Annotated in this window: 14 protein-coding genes; 5 read left to right on the forward strand and 9 right to left on the reverse strand. The window is 68.1% G+C overall.

Features of this window, described 5'->3' with window-relative positions; all coding sequences use genetic code 11:
- The 5 genes from SCI24_RS08715 to SCI24_RS08735 form a co-directional block, all read right to left on the reverse strand.
- Positions 1–270 (reverse strand): DUF489 family protein (locus SCI24_RS08715; RefSeq protein WP_318725032.1); only part of this gene is annotated, 270 nt, incomplete at its 3' end.
- Positions 267–1,397 carry a tRNA 2-thiouridine(34) synthase MnmA gene (gene mnmA / locus SCI24_RS08720; RefSeq protein WP_318725033.1) on the reverse strand — a complete coding sequence of 377 codons (1,131 nt, stop codon included), beginning with the start codon at positions 1,395–1,397 and terminating at the stop codon, positions 267–269. The genes SCI24_RS08715 and mnmA, both read right to left, overlap by 4 nt.
- Positions 1,398–1,541: 144 nt before the next feature.
- Complete coding sequence (locus SCI24_RS08725) at positions 1,542–1,991, reverse strand: NUDIX domain-containing protein (RefSeq protein ID WP_250060721.1); 450 nt, start codon at positions 1,989–1,991, stop codon at positions 1,542–1,544.
- Positions 1,988–2,599: a pseudouridine synthase gene (locus SCI24_RS08730; protein ID WP_318725034.1), complete on the reverse strand. Its 612-nt coding sequence runs from the start codon at positions 2,597–2,599 to the stop codon at positions 1,988–1,990. Before SCI24_RS08730 ends, SCI24_RS08725 begins: the two co-directional genes overlap by 4 nt.
- Positions 2,600–2,737: 138 nt before the next feature.
- The gene (locus tag SCI24_RS08735; RefSeq protein WP_318725035.1) at positions 2,738–4,975 is read right to left on the reverse strand and encodes an NADP-dependent isocitrate dehydrogenase; all 2,238 of its coding nucleotides are present in this window, start codon (positions 4,973–4,975) and stop codon (positions 2,738–2,740) included.
- Between the two features lie 178 nt (positions 4,976–5,153).
- On the opposite strand from SCI24_RS08735, the gene icd reads away from it, so the two are divergent.
- The 3 genes from icd (at position 5,154) to clpA (ending at position 9,381) form a co-directional block, all read left to right on the forward strand.
- The gene (icd, locus tag SCI24_RS08740) at positions 5,154–6,410 is read left to right on the forward strand and encodes an NADP-dependent isocitrate dehydrogenase (RefSeq protein ID WP_318725036.1); all 1,257 of its coding nucleotides are present in this window, start codon (positions 5,154–5,156) and stop codon (positions 6,408–6,410) included.
- Between the two features lie 209 nt (positions 6,411–6,619).
- On the forward strand, positions 6,620–6,967 hold the full coding sequence (clpS, locus tag SCI24_RS08745) for an ATP-dependent Clp protease adapter ClpS (protein WP_318725037.1): 348 nt from the start codon (positions 6,620–6,622) through the stop codon (positions 6,965–6,967).
- 137 nt (positions 6,968–7,104) lie between these two features.
- A complete protein-coding gene (gene clpA, locus SCI24_RS08750) occupies positions 7,105–9,381 on the forward strand; it encodes an ATP-dependent Clp protease ATP-binding subunit ClpA (protein WP_318725059.1) in 2,277 nt (758 codons plus the stop codon).
- Positions 9,382–9,526: 145 nt separating this feature from the next.
- Here clpA and infA read toward each other — a convergent pair whose 3' ends face one another.
- The 3 genes from infA to aat all read right to left on the reverse strand — a co-directional run bounded on the left by infA (position 9,527) and on the right by aat (position 11,383).
- On the reverse strand, positions 9,527–9,745 hold the full coding sequence (gene infA, locus SCI24_RS08755) for a translation initiation factor IF-1 (RefSeq protein WP_040185975.1): 219 nt from the start codon (positions 9,743–9,745) through the stop codon (positions 9,527–9,529).
- Between the two features lie 134 nt (positions 9,746–9,879).
- Positions 9,880–10,617 (reverse strand): arginyltransferase, encoded by a 738-nt coding sequence (locus tag SCI24_RS08760; protein ID WP_318725038.1) that lies wholly within the window; start codon positions 10,615–10,617, stop codon positions 9,880–9,882.
- 31 nt (positions 10,618–10,648) lie between these two features.
- Positions 10,649–11,383, reverse strand: a complete 735-nt coding sequence (gene aat, locus SCI24_RS08765; protein ID WP_318725039.1) for a leucyl/phenylalanyl-tRNA--protein transferase — start codon at positions 11,381–11,383, stop codon at positions 10,649–10,651.
- A gap of 155 nt (positions 11,384–11,538) precedes the next feature.
- Here aat and SCI24_RS08770 point away from each other — a divergent pair, with 155 nt between their 5' ends.
- Together SCI24_RS08770 and lolA are read left to right on the forward strand one after the other, a co-directional pair.
- The gene (locus SCI24_RS08770) at positions 11,539–14,754 is read left to right on the forward strand and encodes a DNA translocase FtsK (RefSeq protein ID WP_318725040.1); all 3,216 of its coding nucleotides are present in this window, start codon (positions 11,539–11,541) and stop codon (positions 14,752–14,754) included.
- A 118-nt stretch (positions 14,755–14,872) separates the two neighbouring features.
- Complete coding sequence (gene lolA / locus SCI24_RS08775) at positions 14,873–15,502, forward strand: outer membrane lipoprotein chaperone LolA (protein WP_318725041.1); 630 nt, start codon at positions 14,873–14,875, stop codon at positions 15,500–15,502.
- A gap of 169 nt (positions 15,503–15,671) precedes the next feature.
- Here lolA and SCI24_RS08780 read toward each other — a convergent pair whose 3' ends face one another.
- The gene (locus tag SCI24_RS08780; RefSeq protein WP_318725042.1) at positions 15,672–17,012 is read right to left on the reverse strand and encodes a replication-associated recombination protein A; all 1,341 of its coding nucleotides are present in this window, start codon (positions 17,010–17,012) and stop codon (positions 15,672–15,674) included.
- Between the last annotated feature and the right edge of the window lie 7 nt (positions 17,013–17,019).

Raw genomic sequence — 17,019 nt, forward strand, 5'->3', positions numbered from 1 at the left:
CGGGTTGGCCTGCTGGCGGCCGGCCACGCCCTCGAGCACCTCGAGACCGCGGCGCAGGTTGTTCGGGTGGCCGCCGTAGATCGCCTCGAAGCTCTCGGGGTTGGTGTCCAGGGTGGCGCGAATCAGGGTCTCCCAGGCGCGCTGGTCGACCTGGCCGGTGCGGGCGAGCTCGTCGACCAGGCTGGCGGCCTGGAAGACCCCGGCCAGCGCCAGGGCCTGGCGGGCCGTCGGGGTGTCCGGGGCGCGGTGGATCGGGGTCGAGGCGGTCATGCGTCAGGCTCCGTGGCGTTCCAGGTCTCGCGGATCACCCCGCCGCCGAGGCAGATCTCGCCATCGTAGAGGACCAGCGACTGGCCGGGGGTGACGGCGCGCTGGGGCTCATCGAAATGGACCTCGACGCCGCCATCGGCGCGGGTCTGCATCCGGCAGGGCACGTCGGCCTGCCGGTAGCGGGTCTTGGCGGTGAAACGGCCCTCCGCGGCCGGTGGCTTGCCGGCCACCCAGTCCATGGCCTCCGTGGCCAGGCTGTCGGTGTAGAGCAGCGGGTGGTGCTTGCCCTGCACGGCGACCAGCACGTTGCGCTCGAGGTCCTTGTCGGCGACGTACCAGGGCGCGTCCGGATGGTTGGCGAGCCCGCCGATGCCCAGCCCCTGGCGCTGGCCCAGGGTGTAGTACATCAGCCCCATGTGCTCGCCGATCACCTCGCCCTCGGGGGTCTCGATCACGCCGGGTTGCGCCGGCAGGTACTGCTTGAGGAAGTCGCGGAAGCGCCGCTCGCCGATGAAGCAGATGCCCGTGGAATCCTTCTTGCGTGCGGTGACCAGGTCATGGCGCTCGGCGATGGCGCGCACCTCGGGCTTCTCCAGCTCGCCCACCGGGAAGAGGGTGCGGGCGATGGCGGCCTCGGGGACGGCATGCAGGAAGTAGCTCTGGTCCTTGTTGGGATCGAGCCCCTTGAGCAATCTTGGGCGGACCTCTCCGTGGATGCCCTGGCGCACCCGCCCTTCACGAACATAGTGGCCGGTGGCGATCTTCTCGGCGCCCAGCATCTCGGCGTACTCGAGGAACACCTTGAACTTGATCTCGCGGTTGCAGAGGATGTCCGGGTTCGGCGTGCGCCCGGCCTGGTACTCGGCCAGGAAGTGTTCGAAGACGTTGTCCCAGTACTCGGCGGCGAAGTTGGCGGTGTGCAGCCGGATGCCGAGCTTCTCGCACACCGCTTCGGCGTCGGCCAGGTCGGCCTTGGCGGTGCAGTACTCGGTGCCGTCGTCCTCGTCCCAGTTCTTCATGAACAGGCCTTCGACGTCGTACCCCTGTTCCAGCAGCAGCAGGGCGGACACGGAGGAGTCGACGCCGCCGGACATGCCGACGATCACCTTGCCTGTGGTGGCGGTCATGGGCGCCCTCGAATCGGTGTGTCATAAATGGGGCGCGATTATACATGATACGGGCGCCGAGCCGCCAAGGAGCAAGGGGCTCGTGACTTTTTACTTTCTACTTGAACCTCGGCTTGGCCGCTTGGCCGCTTGGCCGCTTGGCCCTCAGCGCTCGTGGATCACGTCCATGGGATAGAAGCGGCTCGCCAGTGCATCGCGCACGCGCCGCAGTACCAGGGGACTGCGCAGGCGGCCTTCCCGGTCCAGCGCCTCGAGTTCCTCGAGGGTCAGCCAGTGCACGGCGAGGATGGCCGGGTCCAGCTCGTTGCCCAGGTGGGCCAGTGCCATGCCGAAGAAGCCGTGGCTGTGGAAGGTCAGACCATCCGGTGTGCGGTAGACGTACATGCCCAGGTAGTCGGTGATGCCCACTTGCCAGGCGGTCTCCTCGCGCAGTTCGCGCAGGGCGGCTTCCTGGATGCGTTCGCCGGGTTCCAGGTGGCCGGCGGGCTGGTTGAAGAGGGTCTCGGCTCCGCCACGGTCCTCCTCTACCATCAGGAAGCGCCCGGCCCGCTCCACCACGGTGGCCACGCTGATATAGGGTTGCCAGCGACTCATCGGCGGCCTCCTCTCGCTCGGCCCCGGGGGGCGCCTGTCGGCGGCCTGCGCGGGGCATGAAGGGTCTCGCGTCGCCACTGCCCGGGGGCGAGGCCGTCCAGGCGCCAGGGACCGATGGCCACCCGGACCAGCCGCAGGGTGGGGTGGCCGACATGGGCGGTCATGCGGCGGACCTGGCGATTGCGGCCCTCGGTGAGGGTCAGTTCGAGCCAGGTGGTGTGCGGGTGGCGTCGCGTGTCCAGGGGCGGGTCGCGCTCGGGCAACCCGCTCTCGGCCAGGCGCCACACCTTGGCCGGTCGGGTCCTGCCGTCCTTGAGCGCGACGCCGTCGCGCAGCGCCTGCAGGGCGGCCTCGCCGGGCTCGCCCTCCACCTGCACGCGGTAGGTCTTGGGCTGCTTGTGGCGGGGGTCGCTGATGCGGTGGATCAGCTCGCCGTCGTCGCTGAGCAGCAGCAGTCCCTCGGAGTCGTAGTCCAGGCGCCCGGCGGCATAGACTCCCGGTACCGAGAAGACGTCGGCCAGGGTGGCGCGGCGCTCCGCTTCGTCGACGCGACGGTCGGTGAACTGAGAGAGCATGCGGTAGGGCTTGTGCAGCAGGTAAAGGTTCATCGTGTCCTTCCACTATACCGAGTGCCTGACGCCAATCAACGCCCGATGCCATAAAGCAACGGCTCCCCTCCACCAAGGGGCGGACGGGAGCCGGAAGGGCCGCCCGCGGGGGGCGGCAGGTCGCCTCGGGGCGATGCTTCAGTCCTGGGCGACCATTGCCAGGGCGTCGTTCAGGGTCTTGCTGGGACGCATGACGGCGCGTGCCAGCTCGGGGTCGGCATGGTAGTACCCCCCGATGTCCACCGGGTGCCCCTGCACGCCGTTCAGTTCGTCGAGAATGATCGCCTCGTTGGCCGTCAACGTCTCGGCCAGGCGGGTGAAGAGTCTCTTGAGTTCGGCATCCTCGTCCTGGGCAGCCAGGGCCTGGGCCCAATAGAGGGCGAGGTAGAAATGGCTGCCGCGGTTGTCCAGCTCTCCCGCCTTGCGGGAGGGCGACTTGTTGTGCTCGAGGAACTCGCCGGTGGCCTTGTCCAGCGCATCGGCCAGCAGGGTCGCGCGGGCGTTGCCGAACTGCTTGGCGAGATGTTCCAGGGAGGCCCCCATGGCGAGGAACTCGCCGAGGCTGTCCCAGCGCAGGTGGTTCTCCTCGAGGAGCTGCTGGACGTGCTTGGGCGCCGAGCCGCCGGCCCCGGTCTCGAACATGCCGCCACCGGCCATCAGGGGCACGATGGAGAGCATCTTGGCGCTGGTGCCCAGCTCCAGGATCGGAAACAGGTCGGTGAGGTAGTCGCGCAGGATGTTGCCGGTCACCGAGATGGTGTCGAGGCCGCGGACCACGCGCTCGAGGGTGTAGCGCATGGCCCGGACCTGGGACATGATCTGGATGTCGAGCCCGTCGGTGTCGTGCTCCTCGAGGTAGGCCCTGACCTTCTTGATCAGCTCGTTCTCGTGCGGGCGGTAGGGGTCGAGCCAGAACACGGCCGGCATGCCGGAGTCGCGGCAGCGCTCCACCGCCAGCTTCACCCAGTCACGGATCGGCGCGTCCTTGACCTGGCACATCCGCCAGATATCGCCCTCCTCGACGGTCTGGGAGAGCAGCACCTCGCCGGTCTCCAGGTCGGTGATGTTGGCGACACCGCCCTCCGGGACCTCGAAGGTCTTGTCGTGTGAGCCGTACTCCTCGGCCTTCTGGGCCATCAGGCCGACGTTGGGCACGGTGCCCATGGTGGCCGGGTCGAAGGCGCCATTCCATTTGCAGAAGTTGATCATCTCCTGGTAGATGCGTGCGAAGGTCGACTCCGGCATCACTGCCTTGACGTCCTTGAGGCGGCCATCGGCGCCGTACATCTTGCCGCCGGCACGAATCATGGCGGGCATCGAGGCGTCCACGATCACATCGCTGGGCGAGTGGAAGTTGGTGATCCCGCGCGCCGAGTCCACCATGGCCAGTTCCGGGCGCTGGTCGTGGCAGGCGTGCAGGTCGCGGATGACCTCCTCGCGCTGGGTCTCGGGCAGCGTGTCGATCTTCTCGTAGAGGTTCGCCATGCCGTTGTTGACGTCGACGCCGAGCTCATCGAACAGCGCGCCGTGCTTCTCGAAGGCGTCCTTGTAGAAGATCTTCACGCAGTGGCCGAACACGATGGGGTGCGAGACCTTCATCATCGTCGCCTTGACGTGCAGGGAGAACATCACGCCGGTCTTGCGCGCATCCTCGATCTCCCGCTCGTAGAACTCGAGCAGCGCCTTCTTGCTCATGAACATGCTGTCGATGACCTCGCCTTCCTGCAGCGAGATCTCGGGCTTGAGCACGTGTGCCTGGCCGTTCTCGGGGATCAGCTCCATCTTTACCTTGCGGGCGCGATCCAGGGTCATCGACTTCTCGCCGTGGTAGAAGTCGCCGCCGTGCATGTGAGAGACGTGGCTGCGCGAGGCCTGGCTCCACTCACCCATGTGGTGCGGGTACTTGCGGGCATAGGCCTTGACGGCCTTGGGCGCACGGCGGTCGGAGTTCCCTTCACGCAGCACCGGGTTGACGGCACTCCCCCTGACCTTGTCGTAGCGGGCCTGGATGTCCTTCTCTTCGTCGCTCTTCGGCTCGTACGGGTAGTCCGGCAGGGGATAGCCCTGTCCCTGCAGCTCCTTGATGGCCTCATGAAGCTGCGGCATGGACGCGCTGATGTTGGGCAGCTTGATGATGTTGGCTTCCGGCGTCTTGGCCAGGGCGCCCAGTTCGGCCAGGTGATCCTCGACACGCTGGTCCTTTGCCAGGTAGTCGGGAAACTGCGAGAGAATCCGTGCCGCCAGGGAGATGTCGCGAGTTTCCACGTCGATGCCGGCAGCGTCGGTGAAGGCGTCGATGATCGGCAGCAGCGAGTGGGTCGCCAGCGCAGGGGCTTCGTCGGTAAAGGTGTAGATAATCTTCGGCGTTTGGGGCATGGGGCGTGGATCTCTCTGGTCTCTGCGGTGGCATGGAAGGGGGTGCCATGCGCGGGCGCCCCAGCGAATGCAAGTAAGCCTATCAAGATTGTCGACAAGTGTCCCGCCAAGCTTACCCCCGCTGGGGGGGAGTGGTACACTCCGGGCTCCACTCAATAGACCAAAAGGGGAGTTCGCCATGGGGTTCAACAAGATCGTCGTTCCTGAGAGTGGCCAGAAGATCACCGCCAACGCCGACAACACCCTGAACGTGCCGAACAATCCGATCATCCCGTACATCGAGGGTGACGGCATCGGTGTCGACGTGACGCCGGCGATGATGATCGCCATCGATGCCGCCGTGCAGAAGGCCTACAACGGCGAGCGCAAGATCCACTGGATGGAGGTCTACGCCGGCGAGAAGGCCACTCACGTCTATGATGCCGACACCTGGATGCCGGAAGAGACACTCGAGGCGGTCAAGGACTATGTGGTGTCCATCAAGGGCCCGCTGACCACGCCGGTGGGCGGTGGCATCCGCTCCCTGAACGTCGCCCTGCGCCAGAAGCTCGACCTCTACGTGTGCCAGCGCCCGGTGCGCTGGTTCGAGGGCGTGCCGAGCCCGGTCAAGAAGCCCGGCGACGTCGACATGGTGATCTTCCGCGAGAACTCCGAGGACATCTACGCCGGCATCGAGTGGAAGGCCGGCACTCCGGAGGCCGACAAGGTCATCAAGTTCCTGCGCGAGGAGATGGGTGTTCAGAACATCCGCTTCCCCGAGAACTGCGGCATCGGCGTCAAGCCGGTCTCCGTCGAGGGCACCAAGCGTCTGGTGCGCCAGGCCCTGCAATACACCATCGACAACGACCGCGAGTCGCTGACGCTGGTGCACAAGGGCAACATCATGAAATTCACCGAGGGGGCCTTCAAGGACTGGGGCTACGAGCTCGCCAAGGAGGAGTTCGGTGCCGAGCTGCTCGACGGCGGCCCCTGGATGACCATGAAGAACCCCAGGACCGGCAAGGAGATCGTCATCAAGGACGTCATCGCCGACGCCATGCTGCAGCAGATCCTGCTGCGTCCGGCCGAGTATGACGTCATCGCGACCCTGAACCTCAACGGCGACTACCTCTCCGACGCCCTGGCGGCCGAGGTGGGCGGCATCGGCATCGCGCCGGGCGCCAACATCTCCGACACCACCGCCATGTTCGAGGCGACCCACGGCACCGCGCCCAAGTACGCCGGGCAGGACAAGGTCAACCCCGGCTCGCTGATCCTCTCCGCAGAGATGATGCTGCGCCACATGGGCTGGGTCGAGGCGGCCGACCTGGTGCTCAAGGGCATGGAGAAGGCCATCTCCAAGGGCGAGGTCACCTATGACTTCCATCGCCTGATGGACGATGCCAAGCTTCTCAAGTGCTCCGAGTTCGGCCAGGCCGTCGCCGACAACATGTAAGTCGCGACGCCGGACCCGGGGCCCCCGTCCGCCACCCGGCGGATGGGGGCCCTTTGCGTTGAGGCGTCCGGGTATCGAACCCAGACGGTGAACCCTGCCGGCGCGGTGGCGTCCAATCACGGTTGAGATGATGGACGGCCTCCGGCTTGTCGAGATGGATAGTGGCTCTTATGTTCAGTAGAGACGATGAGGTGGCATTGCGAGCGGCCATGTTGTCCCCGCGGGGGGGCATGACCCGGCCGCCGGGCCCCGAGGAGGACGACGGCGACCTGGCGGTGCAGAATGCCGACCCGGAGGTGGCGCGTCCTCCCCTGTACAAGGTGGTGCTGCTCAACGACGACTTCACGCCCATGGAGTTCGTGGTCGAGGTGCTGCAGACCTTCTTCCACATGGACAGCGAGACCGCGGTGCAGGTGATGCTGACCGTGCACACCCGCGGAAAGGCTACCTGCGGTGTCTTCACCCGCGATATCGCGGAAACCAAAAGCCATCAGGTCAATCAATATGCAAGAGAGTGTCAGCATCCGCTGCTGTGCGACATCGAGGCGGCGGACTGAGCGGCATGGTCGAAGAGGGACAGCGACGGTCCTGCGTTGAAGGGAGACTTGCAACGGCGCCGTTTGTACCCGATGTTGATGATGCCGGACCATGAATGATCCGACGCGAAGCCCTGGGCGGCGAGAAGGGGACTGCCATGCTGAGTAAAGAACTTGAACTGACCCTGAACACGGCCTTCACCGTGGCCCGCTCCAAGCGCCACGAGTTCATGACCGTGGAGCACCTGCTGCTGGCGCTGCTGGACAACGCCTCGGCGGCGGATGTGCTGCGTGCCTGCGGGGCCAACCTCGACAAGCTGCGGTCCGACCTGCAGGATTTCATCAATTCCACCACGCCGCTGATCCCCGAGGACCAGTCGGACCGGGAGACCCAGCCGACCCTGGGCTTCCAGCGCGTGCTCCAGCGTGCCGTCTTCCATGTCCAGTCCTCCGGCAAGAGCGAGGTCACCGGCGCCAACGTGCTGGTAGCGATCTTCTCGGAGCAGGAGAGCCAGGCGGTCTACTTCCTCAAGCAGCAGAATGTGGCCCGGGTCGATGCCGTCAACTACATCGCCCATGGCATCTCCAAGGTGGCCGGGCATGGCCAGAGCCAGTCGTCTCCCTCGCCGGAGGCCGAGGAGGCCGAGGAGGGGGGTGCCGAGTCCGGCTCCAACCCGCTTACCAGCTATGCCACCAACCTCAACGAGCAGGCGCGGCTGGGCAAGATCGATCCGCTGATCGGCCGCGACCACGAGCTCGAGCGGGTGGTGCAGATCCTGGCCCGCCGGCGCAAGAACAACCCGCTGCTGGTCGGCGAGGCCGGCGTGGGCAAGACCGCCATCGCCGAGGGGCTGGCCAAGCGCGTCGTCGAGGAGGACGTGCCCGACGTCATCAGCGATGCGGTGGTCTACTCCCTGGACATGGGCGCCCTGCTCGCCGGCACCAAGTATCGCGGCGACTTCGAGAAGCGCCTCAAGAACCTGCTGGCCGAGCTGCGCAAGCAGCCCAATGCCATCCTGTTCATCGACGAGATCCATACCGTGATCGGCGCCGGCGCCGCCTCCGGGGGCGTGATGGACGCCTCCAACCTTCTCAAGCCGCTGCTCTCCTCGGGTGAGCTACGCTGCATCGGCTCCACCACCTTCCAGGAGTACCGCGGCATCTTCGAGAAGGATCGCGCCCTGGCGCGGCGTTTCCAGAAGGTCGACGTCATGGCGCCCTCGGTGGAGGACACCACCCGCATCCTCAAGGGACTGCGTTCGCGCTTCGAGGAGCACCACCAGCTGAAGTACACCGATGCGGCCCTGGAGAGTGCCGCCAGGCTGTCGGACCGCTACATCAACGACCGCCACCTGCCCGACAAGGCCATCGACGTGATCGACGAGGCCGGCGCCCATCAGCGGCTGCTGCCGCCGGAGGTGCGAGTGGATACCATCGACGTCGACCAGGTCGAGGCGGTGGTGGCCTCCATCGCGCGCATCCCGCCGAAGAGCGTCTCCAGCTCCGACCGCAAGCTGCTGGCCAACATCGACCGCGACCTGAAGATGCTGGTGTTCGGCCAGGACGAGGCGATCGACAGCCTCGCCGCGGCGATCAAGCTGTCGCGGGCCGGTCTCAAGGCACCGGACAAGCCGGTGGGCAGCTTCCTGTTCGCCGGTCCCACCGGGGTGGGCAAGACCGAGGTGGCCAGGCAGCTCTCCCATATCATGGGCATCGAGCTGGTGCGCTTCGACATGTCCGAGTACATGGAGCGCCACACCGTGTCGCGGCTGATCGGCGCGCCTCCCGGCTATGTCGGCTATGACCAGGGCGGCCTGCTGACCGAGGCGATCACCAAGCAGCCCCACTGCGTGCTGCTGCTCGACGAGATCGAGAAGGCGCATCCCGAGGTCTTCAACCTGCTGCTGCAGGTCATGGACCACGGCCGCCTGACCGACAACAACGGTCGAGAGGCGGACTTCCGTCACGTGATCCTGATCATGACCTCCAACGCCGGGGTCGAGCAGGCCACGCGGCGCTCCATCGGCTTCCAGACCCAGGACCACTCCACGGACGCCATGGAGGTGATCCGCAAGACCTTCTCGCCGGAGTTCCGCAACCGCCTGGACGGCATCATCCAGTTCCATGCCCTGCCCACCTCGGTGGTGCGCAACGTGGTGGACAAGTTCCTGGTGGAGCTGCAGGCGCAGCTCGACGAGAAGCGGGTCCAGCTCGACGTGGACGAGGCCGCCCGGGACTGGCTGGCCGAGAAGGGCTACGACCCCGACATGGGCGCCCGCCCGATGGCCCGCCTGATCCAGGAGAAGCTCAAGAAGCCGCTGGCCGAGCTGATCCTGTTCGGCGAACTGGCCGAGCACGGCGGGGTGGTACACGTCAGCGTGGAGGATGGCGAGCTCCACCTCTCCACGGAGTCGGAGCTGGCCGACGCGCCCTGACGGATCAGGCGGCCACCAACGCACAGCGCCCTGTCTGCGGACGGGGCGTTGTTCGTTCGGGCCTTGCAGCGGGGGAGGCGGCGGACGCGGGGTGCGGCCGGCGCTCGAGCGCGATGGCGGGCGTTGCGGCGTGCCCGGCCGGGGCTCAGCGGGCGCGGTAGACGATGCGGCCCTTGGACAGGTCGTAGGGGGTCAGCTCGACCTTGACCTTGTCGCCGGTGAGGATGCGGATGTAGTGCTTGCGCATCTTGCCCGAGATGTGGGCGGTGACCACGTGGCCGTTCTCCAGCTCGACGCGGAACATGGTGTTGGGAAGGGTATCGACGACGACGCCTTCCATTTCGATATGGTCTTCACGTGCCATATAGGCGGTTCCTCGCTGATGATGACGAAAGAAGGCGGCACGGTTTCACGGCCTCGCCGCCCGTGCCGACAGGATAGCGCGATATTGTGCCGCATGCCGCTCGTCAAGGCAAAGGAACCCGCCCTCTGGAGGCCTTACAGGGTGATCATGCGGCGCCAGTGGCGGCCGTCGAGCATCTCCAGCGGCCGGAAGGACTGCTTGTAGTTCATCTTGCGGCACTCGCGTATCCAGTAGCCCAGATAGACGTGGGGCAGCCCCTGGTCCCGGGCGCGCTGGATCAGCGAGAGCACGGCGAAGGTGCCCAGCGAGCGACGCTCCAGCTCCGGCGCGGGATCGAAGAAGGTGTAGATGGCCGAGAGGCCGTGCTCGAGCTGGTCGAAGGCCGAGACGGCCACCAGCCGGCCATCGAGCCGGAACTCCAGCAGCCTGGCGTAGGCCTGATCGAGGGTCAGGAAGGTGCGGTACTGCTCGTGGCTCGGCGGGTACATGTCGCCGTCGGCGTGGCGAGTCCGGACATAGTGGGCATAGAGCGCGTAGTGCTCGGCATCGAAGAGGGCCGGGCGCACGTGGAGCGTCAGGTCGGCATTGCGATTGGCCAGCTTGCGTTGGGTGCGGCTCGGTGCGAACTCGGCCACCGGGATGCGCACCGAGATGCAGGCGTTGCAGGCATCGCAGTGGGGGCGATAGAGGTGACGGCCGCTGCGGCGGAAGCCGAGCAGGGCCAGGGCGTCGTAGACCCCCTGGCCGGGCGACTCCTGGGGGTCGAGGAAGAGGGTGGTCGCCTCGCGGCCTTCCAGGTAGCTGCAGGCATGGGGCACGGTCAGGAAGAAGCGCAGGTCCCTGACTGGCTGCCGGGGGGCGTTGCTGCTCAAGGCTGCCATCTCCTCTGAATCGGTGGCCCGGTCACGCACTGGTGTCGATCGCATCGAAGGACCAGGTCGGTGCCAGGACGCCGTCGAGCGTCTCCCGGCGGCCACTGCCGGCATCGCCCAGCCACTGTTCAAGATAGCCGATGAACTCGCTGCGGGCGATGTCCCTGGCCCCCAGGCTGGCCAGGTGGCCGGTATGCATCTGGCAGTCGATCAGCCGGCCATCGCCGGCGCTCATGGTGTGCACCAGGTGCACCAGGGCTACCTTCGAGGCATCAGGTGCGCGTGAGAACATCGATTCGCCGAAGAACACCGGTCCCATGGCCACGCCGTAGAGGCCACCCACCAGCGCGTCGGCGCGCCAGACTTCCACCGAACGGGCGGCGCCCAGGGCGTGAAGGCGCCCGTAGGCCGCCTGCATCTCGGTGGTGATCCAGGTACCGGGCTGGCCGTCGCGGGGGGCGGCGCATGCCGCCACCACCCGCTCGAAGGCGGTGTCGGCGGTGACCGAGAAGCCGCCGTTGCGCAGCCGCTTGGCGAGGCTGCGCCGCACCCGGATCTCGCCCGGGAACAGCACCATGCGCGGGTCCGGGCTCCACCACAGCACCGGCTGGTCATCGCTGAACCAAGGGAAGATGCCACGGCGATAGGCGGCCAGCAGCCATTCCGGGGTCAGGGCCCCGCCGGCGGCCAGCAGGCCGTCGGGGTCGCGCAGGGCCGACGCGACGGGCGGGAAGCCCACGGGACGGTCAGGGAGCCAGGGGAGCATGGGCAGCGTCTTCCTCATTGACGGTCCACCCAGTCTGCCGCGCGGCGGGATGGGGCTCAAGACATGCAGGCCCCTGTGATGGTGAGCACTTGCTCGGTATGATTGAGTGCAGTGAAATCCGGAAGACGCCATGTTGGCGCAAGGGGGATGGCCGCTTGAGTGTCAAGAAGAGGACCTCGTCACGTCGGGTGACGGCGGCGAATGCCAGGGAAACGGCAAAGCGCTTCGGCCTGAGGCTGCAGGGGTCGGCGCGAGAGGGGGTGGTGATCCTGCTGCTGGCCGCCTGTGTGTTCCTGCTGCTGGCGCTCTACAGCTTCCGCGCCCAGGATCCCGGCTGGTCGCGCAGCGGCCCCGAGACCGAGGTCGCCAACTGGATGGGGCCCATCGGGGCCTGGCTCGCCGATGTGCTCTATTCGCTGTTCGGGGTCAGTGCCCTGTGGTGGCCCGGCATGCTGGGGTTCGCCGCCTGGTGGCTGATCCGCTCGCGGCAGGTGCGCTTCGAGTGGGATGCCACCGCCCTGGCGGTGCGCTGCGGGGGGCTGGTGCTGCTGCTGCTGGGTTCCACCACCCTGGGGGCACTGCACTTCTACCGTCCCGATGGCCCCTTGCCCTACTCCACGGGGGGCATCCTCGGCGAGGGGCTGGTCGGTGCCCTGATCCCCCTGGTAGGGACGGGCGGTACCGGCCTGCTGGCCGCGGCCGCCATGCTCTGTGGCTTTCCCCTGTTCACCGGGCTCTCCTGGCTGACGGTGATGGACGAAATGGGCCATCGCAGCCTGGTGCTGTGGCGCTGGGTGGCGGACCGTTTCGGCCTGGTCCGGGAGCGTCGCGCCGAGCGGCTCGAAGAGGCCCGGGAGGAGCGCGAGTCCCCGGTCGCCGAGGACGATGAGCGAGGAGCCGACGAGGCCTCTCCCGAGGCCGAGCCTCGGCCTCGCTGGTGGCAGCGTCTGGGGGGGAGCCGTCGTCGCGAGGCCGAACCGGTGCTGGCCGTCGACGGGGGCTCGCGCCGCGAGCCCGGTTTCGGCAACGACGGCGAGACCGACATTCCCTGGGAGGTGCCCGAGCGCACGCCCTCGGCCAAGCAGCCCGAGGCGGCCTATACCGCCCGGGCCTCCCGTGAGGCCGTGGAGCCGCGGGTGGCGATCACCCCGCCGGGAGAACCGCGAACGGCGGCTTCCTCGCCCCGCGCCGAGGCCAAGCCCCCCGAATCCCCCCTTCCCCCGGCCTCACGCGAGTCGACGCCGGACGCCGGCCACGCCGCCGTTACCGCATCCGGCGAGCCGCCGCGCACCCGGCCGGTGAGCCCCGACGAACAGAGCAAACGCCGGGTCCCGGAGACGGTGCCCGAGCCCGTGCTGCCCGATGACGATGATGATGAGGTGATGCCGGCCTGGCAGGGCCCCGCCCTGCGAGCCCAGCGTGACGAGGGGCGTCTCGGCGGGGCTGTCGATGCCGCCTCCGTCAGCGTCGAGGCCGGGGAGGAGGGCGATGCGCCGCCCCCCGCCCGGGCCTCCTCGGGTGCCTCGCCGCACTCGCCGGCCCGTGAGGGGCGTCGCCGTGAACCGGGGCTGGCCGACTGGCAGGACGCCGACTGGGAAGAGTCGGACGATGCGGGCGAACCGCAGCTGGCCTGGGCGCCGGCGAGCGAGGGCGCCATGGGGGACGGGGAAGCGCCCACCGGCCGGCGTGACCCGGGGGTTGCCCCGCCGGAGCCGACACCCGAGCCAGCCCCGGAGACCACGCCGCAGGTGGCGACCGCCGAGCAGGGGCGCGCGGCCGCCGACGAGCCCGAGGGGCCGGCCCTGTGGACCGTGGAGCACCTGCAGAACCAGCGGCCGGTGCTCGACGAGCTGCCGGAGCCCGATGGCGAGCTGCCCAGCCTGCGGCTGCTGACGCCGCCGCAGCCCCAGCAGCGCAACTACTCCGAACAGCAGCTGGCCGAGATGGCCGAACTGCTCGAGACGCGGCTGCGCGAGTACGGGGTCAAGGCCGAGGTGGTCGATACCTGGCCGGGCCCGGTGATCACCCGCTTCGAGATCAAGCCGGCGGCCGGCGTGAAGGTCTCCAAGATCAGCAACCTGGCCAAGGACCTGGCGCGCTCGCTGATGGTCAAGAGCGTGCGCGTGGTGGAGGTGATTCCCGGCCGCCCGACCGTGGGCATCGAGATCCCCAACCCGCATCGCGCCATGATCCGGCTGCGCGAGGTGATCGACTCAGACCGCTACCAGCAGGAGGCCTCGGCGCTGACCCTGGCGCTGGGCCAGGATATCGGCGGCGGCCCGGTGGTGGCCAACCTCGGCAAGATGCCCCACCTGCTGGTGGCCGGCACCACCGGCTCGGGCAAGTCGGTGGGGGTCAATGCCATGCTGATCTCCATGCTGCTCAAGGCGACACCCGACGAGCTTCGCATGATCATGGTCGACCCCAAGATGCTGGAATTGTCGGTCTACGACGGCATCCCGCACCTGCTGGCGCCGGTGGTCACCGACATGAAGGAGGCCGCAAACGCGCTGCGCTGGTGCGTGGCCGAGATGGAGCGACGCTACAAGCTGATGGCGTCCATGGGCGTGCGCAACATCGCCGGCTTCAACGGCAAGCTCGACGAGGCCGAGCGGGCCGGCGCCCAGGTGGCCGACCCGCTCTGGGAGCCCCAGCCCTGGGAGATGCACCAGTCGCCGCCGGTGCTCGAGAAGCTGCCCTATATCGTGGTGGTGATCGACGAGTTCGCCGACATGTTCATGATCGTTGGCAAGAAGGTCGAGGAGCTGATCGCGCGGCTGGCACAGAAGGCCCGCGCCGCCGGCATCCACCTGATACTCGCCACCCAGCGCCCCTCCGTGGACGTGGTCACCGGCCTGATCAAGGCCAACATCCCCACCCGCATGGCCTTCCAGGTCTCGTCCCGGGTCGACTCGCGCACCATCCTCGACCAGGGGGGCGCCGAGAACCTGCTGGGTCACGGCGACATGCTCTACCTGCCGGCCGGCTCCGGCATGCCGACCCGTGTCCACGGCGCCTTCGTCGACGACGACGAGGTGCATCGGGTGGTCGAGGACTGGAAGCGCCGCGGCGAGCCGGAGTACATCGACGAGATCCTCTCCGGGGGCGTCTCCGCCGAGGCCCTCACTGGCCTCGAGGCCGAGGGGGGCGGTGGCGACGGCGACGCCGAGCAGGATGCCCTCTACGACGAGGCGGTGGCCTTCGTCACCGAGAGTCGCCGGGCCTCCATCTCGGCGGTGCAGCGCCGCTTCAAGATCGGCTACAACCGGGCCGCGCGCCTGGTCGAGTCCATGGAGATGGCCGGGGTGGTTTCCACGATGGGCACCAACGGCGCGCGTGAGGTGCTGGCCCCGCCACCGGTGGGCGACTGACGCGCGGCAACCAACCTTGCAGCAATGAAGGAAGCCCCGGCGAGCGTGCAACCCGCCGGGGCGTCCCGGGTCCGAGTGACAGGATGCCATGATGGACCCGTCCAGGGAGACAGAGACGATGACAGTGAAGAAGACCCTCGCCGCGCTGACCATGACCCTCGCCGTGCCGATGTCGGCCCTGGCCAGCGAGGGCGCCGAGCGCCTGGCGGACATTCTCGAGCCGCTGCAGACCTACGTGGCGGACTTCGAGCAGCAGATCCTCGATGGCAGCGGCCAGCGCCTCCAGGAGGCCCGAGGCCGCATGTGGCTGTCGCGTCCCGGCAAGTTCCGCTGGGAGGTGGATGCCCCCTACGAGCAGCTGGTGATCTCCGCGGGCGAGGAGGTCACCCTCTATGACCCGGACCTGGAACAGGCGACCGTGCAGGCGCTGGACCAGCGGGTGACCCATACCCCGGCCCTGCTGCTCTCCGGCAGCGCCGACGAGCTGACCGGCAGCTACGACGTCACCCGTCGCCAGCAGGGCAGCAGCGAGACCTTCACCCTGGTACCCAAGGACCCCGATACCCTCTTCGAGGAGCTGCAGATGACCTTCCGCGGCGAGGCGCTGGACCTGCTGCAGATGACCGACAGCACCGGGCAGCGCACCGCCATCGAGTTCGACAACGTGCGCATGAACGAGCCGCTGGACGACAGCCGCTTTACCTTCGAGATCCCGGCGGGCACCGACGTGATCCGCGATACGCACTGAGGCCTTCGGCCAGCAGCAATCCACAAGGAGCAAGCTTCAAGGAACCCCCTTGGCTTGCTCCTTTCGTCTGGGGGTAGGCTGCCTTGCCGCTTGGCCGCTTGGCCGCTTGGCCGCTTGGCCGCTTGGCCGCTTGGCCGCTTGGCCGCTTGGCCGCTTGGCCGCTTGGCTGCTACGCGCCAGCGTCGTCCGCCTCGGCATCGAGCTGCTCCCGCCAGGCCATGAGCTGGCCGTAGCGCTTCTCCTGGCCATATTCCGTGGGCGCATAGAAGCGCCGGTGAGGGACGGCAGCCGGCCAGCAGTCATGGCTGCTGCCGGCGGGGTAGCCGTGGGGCTCGTGGTGCGCGTAGCGGTAGCCCTGGCCGTGGCCCAGGGACTCCATCAGCTTCGTCGGAGCGTTGCGCAGGTAGGTCGGCACCTCCAACTGGGGCTGCTGTGCCACGAAGGCCTTGGCGGCCTTCCAGGCCCGGTCGATGGCGTTGCTCTTGGGGGCCACCGCCAGGTGGATGGCGGCATGGGCGATGGCGCGCTGGCCCTCGTAATCGCCCAGGCGCAGGTAGGCGTCCCAGGCGGCCATCACCAGCGGCAGGGCCCGCGGGTCGGCGTTGCCGACGTCCTCCGAGGCGATGGCCGCGAGGCGGCGGATCACGTCCAGCGGGTCGCCACCGCCCTGCATGAAACGGGCGATATAGAGGAGGGCGGCGTCCGGTCGCGAGGAGCGCACCGACTTGTGGATCGCCGAGAGCAGGTCGTAGAAGTGGTCGCCCTGCTTGTCGAAGGCGCTGGCCTGGTGGCCGATGACGTCCTCCAGCGCCTCGCGAGGCAGGCGCTCGCCGTCGCCCTCGGCCACGGTGAAGTCACAGGCGGTCTCCAGCAGGCCCAGGGCGCGGCGGGCGTCGCCGGCGGCGGCCCGGGCCAGCAGCGCCAGCACCCCGTCGTCCACCTGGATCCGCCGCGCGCCGAGGCCATGTTCCTCGTCGGCCAGCGCCCGCTGCATCACCTCGACGAGCTCCTCCTCGGTGAGCGACTTCAGCACGTGCACCCTTGCCCGGGAGAGCAGCGCCGAGTTGACTTCGAAGGAGGGATTCTCGGTGGTGGCGCCGATCAGCGTCAGCAGCCCCGACTCCACGTGGGGCAGCAGGGCATCCTGCTGGCTCTTGTTGAGGCGGTGGATCTCGTCGAGGAACAGCAGGGTGGGGCGCTGGCGCGCCTGCGTGTCCCGGGCGCGATCGACGGCGGCCCGGATCTCCTTCACCCCGGCCATCACCGCCGAGAGGTGTTCCAGGTGGGCGCCGGAGACCTCGGCGAGGATCTCGGCCAGGGTGGTCTTGCCGGTCCCGGGGGGGCCCCAGAGGATCATCGAGCGCACCACGCCGCTATCGGCCATGCGCGCCAGCGGCTTGCCAGGGCCGACCAGCGCCTGCTGCCCCACGTAGTCCTCGAGGCGGCGTGGACGCATGCGGAAGGCGAGCGGCGCCGCATCGTCGGGGGTGTTGCCCTGGAAGAGATCCATTTCTGAC

The sequence above is a fragment of the Halomonas sp. genome, assembly GCF_033549285.1.
GTDB lineage: Bacteria > Pseudomonadota > Gammaproteobacteria > Pseudomonadales > Halomonadaceae > Halomonas.